The sequence below is a fragment of the Flavobacterium sp. UGB4466 genome (assembly GCF_903469665.1).
Taxonomy (GTDB): Bacteria; Bacteroidota; Bacteroidia; order Flavobacteriales; family Flavobacteriaceae; genus Flavobacterium; species Flavobacterium lipolyticum.
On sequence record NZ_CAGKLC010000133.1, the window covers coordinates 1 to 8,804 of the forward strand.

Sequence of the window (8,804 nt, forward strand, 5' to 3'; positions counted from 1 at the left end):
GGTGTCATATCTAATTCTTAGATTACAAATTTCTAATTTTATTTTGACATTCCTCCCCAGGTTTTGCTCTTGATCCTGTTTAACTACGAAGGAAAAATGGTAAAAACAAAAAACCCACTCGGTTGAGTGGGTTTTGGTGGTACCTCCAGGGATCGAACCAGGGACACATGGATTTTCAGTCCATTGCTCTACCATCTGAGCTAAGGTACCGTGCTGTGCGCATTGCGGGTGCAAAGATAGAATCATTTTTCGTTTATCCAAAACATTTTTTTAAAAAAATCAATTCGTATCTTCGCCTTGCTAAAAAAACAAACATGATTTTAACGGTTGATGTTGGGAATACCCGAATTAAAGCTGCTGTATTTGAGGGTGGTACTGTTCTTGAAATTTTTACTTTTGAGAAAAATGAGCTCGAAAAAAAAATAAAAAAAATTTTAGAAAAATTTCAGAAATGCTCCGATTTGGTTGTTGCATCGGTTGGAAATGTCGAAAAACAATCTTTTCTGACTTTCGAAAAGGATCTAAAAGTTCATTTTTTAACCCATGAGGATATTTTTCCTTTCACCAATAGATATGCAACTCCAAAAACATTAGGAATAGACCGAATGGTTTTGGCGGCCGGAGCAACTTTGAAATTTCCCAGACAAAACAGACTGGTAATTGATGCCGGAACTTGTATAACCTACGATTTCATCGACGAAAATGATAACTATTTAGGGGGAGCTATTTCTCCGGGACTAAGACTGCGTTACGAATCTTTGCACAATTTTACAGCCAGGCTGCCGTTACTCACTTTAGAGTCTCCGGAGGCATATATTGGAGATTCTACAAAACAGGCGATTCACTCTGGAGTGGTCAATGGATTCGTCTATGAGATTGATGGTTTTATCGATGAATATCGGGCAAACTTTTCAAATTTTATAATAATTTTAACGGGAGGTGATGCAGATTTTTTGGCTAAACGATTAAAAAATACCATATTTGCCAATTCAAATTTCCTTTTGGAGAGTTTGAACCAAACATTTCAATATAAAATCGACAATGATTAAAAAAATTATAGTAAGCGCTTGTTTGCTTATCTCGTTCGTTTCATTCGCTCAACAGGGTACTGCATCGCCTTATTCTTTCTTCGGAATTGGAGATACAAGATTTAAAGGAACCCTTGAAAACAGATCGATGTCAGGAGTTGCGGTGGAGCAGGATAGTATTCACCTGAATATTGAAAATCCTGCAAGTTATGCGAGTTTAAAGTTTACAACTTTTACAGTTGGGGGATCTTTTGGTACAACTAATCTGAAAACCGGCGAAAAATCTGAAAAGGCACAAAGAGCTACTTTTGATTATTTGGCATTAGGAATTCCAATGGGAAAATTTGGAGCAGCGTTTGGTTTAGTTCCGTTGAGTTCTGTTGGATATAAAATTCAAAATGACCTTACAGATACAGAAGGAGCTACAAGTACACAGCTTCAGGGAAAAGGTGGAGTTAATAAAGTGTTTTTTGGTTTAGGATATAAGATTAAAAAGAACTGGAATATTGGAGTTGATGCACAGTATAATTTCGGAAGAATCACCACCACAAGTTTAGCACTTAGAACAAATGTTGAAAACGCGACCAGAGAGACAAATGCTTCTGAGTTATCGGGTATTAATTTTAATATTGGTACCATGTATCAAACAAAAATTGATAAAAAACTAAGCTTGTTTACCAGTTTGAATTATACTTTTGCCAGTAACTTAAATTCAAACAGCACAAGAGTTATTCAGGTAGATGGTGATCCGGATCCAATTAATACTCCTGAGCAAACAAATAAACTAAAGTTACCAAATAAAATAACCTTTGGTGCGGGTATCGGGGAAGCCAGAAAATGGCTGGTGGGTACGACGATTTCTTTTCAGGGCAAGGGAGAGCTTGCTAATTTTTACAATACAAGAGATAATGTACGTTACGAAAAATATCAAAAGTATGCGATAGGGGGGTACTATATTCCTAATTATGAATCGTTCACAAGCTATTTTAGCCGAATGACGTACAGAGCCGGGTTAAAATACGAGAAAATTGGTTTAGTAGTAAATAATCAGGAAATCAATGATTTAGGAATGACGTTGGGTATGGGGATTCCACTTAATAACGGATCTTTTTCAAATGTTAATATTGGACTTGAGTTCGGGAAAAGAGGAACAATGTCAGCAGGGTTAGTTCAGGAAAACTATTTCAATTTTAGTATGAGCTTCTCATTTAATGATAAATGGTTCGTGAAAAGTAAATTCAATTAAACATAAACTTTTATGTTTTTTTAAGCTCATTACAATTTACTACATTTGGCAAATGAATTTATCAAAAAGATATACAATAGCGGCTGTCACAGTTTTTACTGTGACACTGTTTTTTGGGTGCGAAAGTAATTTTAAAGAAGTTCAGAAAATTAACTTCTCAGAGTTTGTTCCCGGAAGTGATGCAGATACCGTTGATATTAAATATACAGATTCCGGGCGTATAACCGGGGTTTTGAAAAGTCCTAAAATGCTGGATTATTCTAATTTGGATTTTCCATTTACCGAATTTCCAAAAGGAATTGATGTTACCTTATACGATAAAAATCAAAAACGTACCTTTATCAGGTCAAATTATGCAGTGTCTTATAAACCAACCGGTATAATTGACTTGCAGGGAAAAGTTAGAATCACTTCTGAAGAAGGGCAAATGCTGGAAACAGAACAGCTGTACTTCGATCAGAATAACGAATGGTTTTATACCGAAAGAAAATTTAAGCTTACAGATGCAAAAGGAAGCTCAAATGGGCAAGGGATAGATTTTAGTAAGGATTTTAAAGTGATTAATTCGCAGCGTGTGAGCGGCGAGATCGAATCAGACGAATAAAAAAAGAAATTATGGGTTACATAAAATATACACAATACGTTTACATCATATTTGCCATTTACTTTATTTATGATGGTTTTACAAAGATAAACGATGGAAATGATACCGCCGCTTTAAGTTTTTTAATTGCAGGTATGGCAGTATTTATGTTCTTCTTTAGGAGGAAATTTGTCAAGAAATTTGATGACCGTAATAAAAAGCAATAAACAATGGAAATAGGGATTATAGTATTATGTTTAATATTGTCAGCCTTTTTTTCAGGAATGGAAATTGCTTTTATTTCATCCAATAAAATTTATCTTGAAATTGAAAAAAAACAAGATAATTTTGCCTCACAAATTCTAACAAAACTTACCGGAAATCCTTCAAAGTTTATTGCTGCAATGCTTATTGGTAATAACCTGGCTTTGGTTGTCTATGGCTTTTACATGGGAGATTTGATTCTGAAATGGATCGTCAATTCAGCAGGGCATTTTTCAAATTTAACAAGTTTGCTGATTCAGACGGTTATTTCGACTTTTGTAGTTTTGGTAACTGCTGAGTTTTTTCCAAAAGTTTTTTTTCAGATTTATGCCAATTCGTTAATCAAGATTTTTGCGATTCCGGCCTATTTGTTTTATCGTTTGTTCTACTATTTCTCTACTTTTTTTATTTGGATTTCAGATTTTATTCTGCGTAAATTTTTTAAAACAGAAGGAGATCAGGCACAGTTGTATTTTAGCAAAGTTGAATTGGGGAATTATATTGCAGAACAAATGAATGCTGTTGAGGATGATGAAGAAGTAGATTCTGAAATTCAGATTTTTCAGAATGCATTGGAATTTTCAGGTGTAAAAGCCCGTGATATCATGACGCCGCGCACCGAAATTGTTGATATTGATTTGTTTGACAACGTTGCAGATCTTAAAGCGTTATTTATAGAAACTGGATATTCGAAACTTATAGTGAGTCAAAATTCACTTGATGATATTGTAGGGTATGTGCATTCGTTTGATTTGTTTAAAAAACCAAAAACAATAAAATCGGTTTTGATGACGGTTGAATTTGTTCCCGAAACCATTTTGATAAAAGATGTACTAAATCTGTTGATCAAAAAACGAAAAAATGTGGCCGTAGTTCTGGATGAATACGGAGGAACTTCCGGAATTATTACAATAGAAGATATCGTTGAAGAGCTTTTTGGTGAGATCGAAGACGAGCATGATTTAGATGAGGAATTGATTGAGCAGGAATTAGGAGAAGGCAGGTATTTGTTCTCGACCCGATTAGATGTAGAATATCTCAATGAAACCTATAAATTAGCGATTCCTGAGGAGGATTCGTACGGGACTTTAGGTGGTTTTATTGTCAATTCGACCAAAGAAATTCCTCAAAAAGGAGAAGAAATACGAATTGGAAACTATCATTTTATGATTGAAGAAGCCAAAAATAAGAAAATAGAATTGGTTAAATTGACAATAAAAGAGTGATTTTTTAAATTAATAAAAAAAATTGTGTAAAATAAAACGCTAGTTGTATTGTTATTAACTAGATAATTGTATTTTCGCAAACTGAATATAAAATTAACGATAATAAAAATGGCAGTTTTAGCAAAAATTAGACAGCGTTCCGCTTTATTGATAGGAGTTATTGCACTTGCATTATTTGCATTTATAATACAAGATCTATTCACAAGAGGAACCTTTGGTCAAAGTTCAAAAGATGTGGGAAGCATCGATGGAAAAGATATTTCATTTGAAGACTTTAGAGTTAAAGTTAGTAATGTTGAAAAAAGTGGTCAAGGAATTACTTCCACTGAAGCTGCAAACAGAGTTTGGGACCAGGAGGTTTCAATCGCATTATTATCAACACAGTTTGATAAATTAGGATTGAGAGTTGGTGAAAAACACCTGCTTGAAGTTTTAAAGGCAGATCCGAATATTGGTAAAAACCCAATGTTCTTAAATGCTGCCGGTATTTTTGATGTAGCTAAATTTAAAGAATACTTTAAAACGAATCCTGAAGCAGCACAATTTATCTCTCAAAAAGAAAAAGATGCTGAGCTAAACGCTAAATTTCAAATCTACAATACATTAGTAAAATCCGGACTTTACACTACGGTAAGTGAAGGAAAACTAAAATATGAAATGGAAGCTAACAAAGTAAACTTTGCTTACGCTGCTGCTTTGTATTCTTCAATTAAAGATAGTGAAGTGAAAATTTCTGATTCAGAGATTGTAGAATATATGAAGAAAAACGAGAAGAAATTCAAAGCGGATGCAACTCGTGAAATTCAATACGTTTTAGTAGAAGATAAAGCTTCAAAACAAGACGAAGCTGAAATTAAAGCTAAAATTACTGCATTATTAAACGGAAGAGTAGAGTACAATGCTAAAACAGGTAAAAACGATACTTTGCCAGGATTTAAAAATGCTACTAACATTGCTGAATTTGTAAACTCAAATTCTGATGTTCCTTACGATTCAACGTATGTACCTAAAAATGCTTTGCCGGCTGTTGATGCTGATAAATTATTCAGCTTGCCTGCAGGAGCAATTTACGGACCGTATGTGTACGGAAGATACTATGCAATTTCTAAATCTTTAGGATTTAAAGCAGGAGTTAATGCAAAAGCAAGTCATATTTTAATTGGATACGAAGGTTCTCAAACTCCAAATACAAAAGAGAAAAGAACGAAAGAAGAAGCTAAAGCTAAAGCAGAAGAAATTCTGGCTCAGGTTCAGGCAAACCCTGATAGTTTCATGATGTTGGCTTTCACAAGTTCAGATGATTCTTCTGCACAACAAGGAGGAGATTTAGGATATTTTGGACCAAACCAAATGGTGAAACCATTCAATGATTTTGTATTCAGTAACGGAATTGGAAAAGTTGGTTTAGTTGAAACTCCTTTTGGATTTCACGTAATCAAAATTACCGACAAACAAGACGGAATTCGTTTAGCTACTATCGCTCAAAAAATTGAGCCTTCTGAAGCTACTTCTGATAAAGTATTTACATTGGCAACTAAATTTGAAATGGACGCTGCCGATAAAGATTTTAATGCTACGGCAAAAGAATTAGGTTTAAAAGTGGCTGCTCCGATAACTGCAAAAGCTATGGACGAAGCATTTGGTCCATTAGGAAATCAACGTAACATCATCAGATGGGCATTTGATAAGGAAACGAACACCGGAGATGTAAAACGTTTTGAATTGGCAAATATCGGTCACGTAATTGCACAATACAAAAGCGAAAACAAATCAGGTTTAGTATCTGTAACTTTGGCAAGACCTTATGTGGAGTCAATTTTGAAAAACAAGAAAAAAGCGGAGATCTTAAAAGCAAAAATGAAAGGTTCATCACTTGAAGCTATTGCGAAGAGTGCTGGTGTAGCCGTTCAACAAGCGGCTAACGTAACTATGGATAGCCCGGTATTGCCTGGAGGTGTTGGGCAAGAGCCAAAAGTGGTAGGTAATGCATTTGCATTAGCTGCAAACAAAATCTCTGCTCCAATTGAAGGTAATACAGGTGTATATGTAGTGAAAAATATCAGTACAGTAAAAGCTCCTGCAGCTGCTAATCACGCAGAATATGTTGCTAAAGTAAAAGCACAAAGCGCATCTGATGCAAGTAGAATTTTACCGGCATTGAAAGCCAACGCTAAAATTGAAGATAATAGATTACAATTTAACTACTAGTTTTTAGTTAGTTAAAAGTTTATAAAAAACCTGCTCGTTAGTTCGAGCAGGTTTTTTTTTATGAAATTTCCAAATTCAGTATAGTATTTTTCTTATATTTATAAAAATATATTTGTATGAAAAATACTAAAAAATTAGCAATCCTCCTAATGGTTTTAGGAGTTGCAGTGTTAACAGGTCGTTGTGCTTTAGAAGAGGTAGGAGGGAAACAAAAAATAGAGCAGTCTATTACGGTTAATGAAGCGAAGGTTTGGTTTGAACAGTATCAATCAAAAGTAAAAATCGATTCGTCGTTTAAAAATCAGATTTATAAGTGGGATAGTGCAACCACAGAAACTTTCGAAAATGGGTCTGAGGCGATTGTGGTTACTGTTAAAGATAATAATCTTAGCGATGCCTATAAAGGACAACAACTATTGTATTTGTATCCATCAGAGGATAAAAAAGAATTTTCGGCTACATTATATGAAATAATACCGTCATCGGAATCTTTAGAAAAAATAAAAAGTTCACAGGATTTAGTTAACTTTAATGGATATATCATTGCCTGGGATTTAGAAAGCGGATTTGTAAACGGAGCAAAATTTGAAAACTCCAATACGACAGCAGGGTTAACAGGACTTAGAGTAATCTCTCCGGAGGAGGCAGAGCGTCTGAATAAATCGACAGCAAAATCAGATCCTATTGAATTAGATGAAGTGATCATTCGCAGGGAAAAATCCGAAAATAAACAGGATTATGGAGGGGGTGGAAGTGCAGGAGGTTCTTATGGAGGCAGTTTAAACTCAGGATCGAAGGGAAATAGTCCGAAAGGATATGTGAAATCTCCGGGAGGTGGAGGAAGTGGAAGTTCAGGTTCGACAACTTCGGAAAATGCACAAAGGATAGAAGAGCAAATTAGTGCAGACAAACTGGATGCCTGTACCAAAGCAGTTTTGGAAAAATTGAAAAATTTAAAACAGGCCGATATTGCAAAAATGATTACTCGTTTTAGTGCGACGGGATCTGTTTTTAATATAAATATGTCAACGGGACAAGTACAAAATGATAATGCAAATGTATGGGCACAAACCACTAAGGCCAACGGGAGTACTAACGATGTTAATATGGTTTTTAATCAGGATTATATTTACGGAACAGGTAATACAAATCCTCCTACCGATTTGTCGGTTGCCGCTACAATGGCGCATGAGGTTATACATGCTTATCTGATTAGTCTATTGAATGAAAATAAAACTTTAGGAGCTTCAATAATTTATGACTTTCCAACTATCTATGAAGCTTATGTAAAACAAGAAATCACAAGAAATACCAATGTACTCCCAGCCGCGCAACACGAGTTAATTGCTATTAGATATGTGAACACGATCGCTTCGACCATACAAGAGTTTCACACAGGAACTCCTGTTGTTTCTTCAGTTCTTATTAAACAGGTATATCTCGACATGGCTTGGGGAGGACTTCAAGGAACACAAATATTTAATAAGAATTATCCTAGTGATACTAACGATAAAAATTTTAAAGACCGGGAAAGAATTTTTGCTAGAATTAATGCCGAAAAATTGGGTTCTCAATATGGTATAAACTCTCCTATAGGGATACCTTGTAAAAAGTAAAATGATGAAACAATTAAAAATATTACTTGCAATTATTTCTTTTTTTATTTTATCATGTACCAGTGTTCAATATGTAGATAACTATGAGTCAATCAATGTATTTCTTGAGACACAAAAACTTAGTAAAGAGAAAAAGTATATTTTACAAAGAGATAAGGGGCTTAATAGGTGGGCTCTGAGAATCTTCAATGGAGGTGTGGGGCTTGATCATATAATAGATCCAAGAGATTCTTTAGATTATACAGATGGGCTTTTTGTAAAGAAGCATTGGGAAAAAATGTATAAAAGATATGTCAATGATACTCTAAAAAAATATTGGAAAAAGGAAGATTTTCCTGAGTACAAATTCATACTTGAAGATGAAAAGGGATTATTTAAGCATGATTTTTTAGTTAGATATTATGGTACAGGATTGCATGAGGCAATAATAATTTCAGATCCAATGTATTATCGAAATAAAAAATACATAATGTTTTATTATGCTAAGGTATATTCTACGGGAGGAGGAGATTACTTTACTGTTGTTATGAAAAAAGAAAAGAAGAAATGGATTGTAGTTAAAGTGATTGGCGATTATGTTTATTACTAGTTTATAGTTTAAATATTGAATTTAAAACTAGTTTTTCTTCAGTT

The 8,804-nt window shown here is 34.3% G+C and carries 8 protein-coding genes and 1 tRNA gene; 8 read left to right on the top strand and 1 reads right to left on the bottom strand.

Annotation, left to right across the window (positions count from 1 at the left end; all coding sequences use genetic code 11):
• Positions 1 to 134: 134 nt before the first annotated feature.
• Positions 135 to 210: transfer RNA gene (locus JO950_RS19870), tRNA-Phe, on the bottom strand.
• Between the two features lie 104 nt (positions 211 to 314).
• Between JO950_RS19870 and JO950_RS19875 the strand changes: the two genes are divergently transcribed.
• From JO950_RS19875 to JO950_RS19910, 8 genes are all read left to right on the top strand, one after another.
• Entirely contained in the window at positions 315 to 1,049 is a 735-nt protein-coding gene (locus JO950_RS19875) for a type III pantothenate kinase (RefSeq protein ID WP_202704200.1), read from the top strand.
• Complete coding sequence (locus JO950_RS19880) at positions 1,042 to 2,274, top strand: hypothetical protein (protein WP_202704201.1); 1,233 nt, start codon at positions 1,042 to 1,044, stop codon at positions 2,272 to 2,274. The genes JO950_RS19875 and JO950_RS19880 overlap by 8 nt, the downstream gene beginning before the upstream one ends.
• Before the next feature lie 52 nt (positions 2,275 to 2,326).
• Positions 2,327 to 2,878, top strand: coding sequence for an LPS export ABC transporter periplasmic protein LptC (gene lptC, locus JO950_RS19885; RefSeq protein WP_202704202.1), 552 nt, complete (start codon positions 2,327 to 2,329; stop codon positions 2,876 to 2,878).
• 11 nt (positions 2,879 to 2,889) lie between these two features.
• The gene (locus tag JO950_RS19890; RefSeq protein ID WP_017494781.1) at positions 2,890 to 3,084 is read left to right on the top strand and encodes a hypothetical protein; all 195 of its coding nucleotides are present in this window, start codon (positions 2,890 to 2,892) and stop codon (positions 3,082 to 3,084) included.
• Positions 3,085 to 3,087: 3 nt separating this feature from the next.
• Positions 3,088 to 4,347 carry a hemolysin family protein gene (locus tag JO950_RS19895; RefSeq protein WP_202704203.1) on the top strand — a complete coding sequence of 420 codons (1,260 nt, stop codon included), beginning with the start codon at positions 3,088 to 3,090 and terminating at the stop codon, positions 4,345 to 4,347.
• A gap of 108 nt (positions 4,348 to 4,455) precedes the next feature.
• Positions 4,456 to 6,555 carry a peptidylprolyl isomerase gene (locus tag JO950_RS19900; protein WP_017494783.1) on the top strand — a complete coding sequence of 700 codons (2,100 nt, stop codon included), beginning with the start codon at positions 4,456 to 4,458 and terminating at the stop codon, positions 6,553 to 6,555.
• Positions 6,556 to 6,671: 116 nt separating this feature from the next.
• The gene (locus tag JO950_RS19905; protein ID WP_202704204.1) at positions 6,672 to 8,171 is read left to right on the top strand and encodes a hypothetical protein; all 1,500 of its coding nucleotides are present in this window, start codon (positions 6,672 to 6,674) and stop codon (positions 8,169 to 8,171) included.
• A 1-nt stretch (position 8,172) separates the two neighbouring features.
• Positions 8,173 to 8,760, top strand: coding sequence for a hypothetical protein (locus JO950_RS19910; RefSeq protein WP_237732399.1), 588 nt, complete (start codon positions 8,173 to 8,175; stop codon positions 8,758 to 8,760).
• Positions 8,761 to 8,804 lie beyond the last annotated feature (44 nt).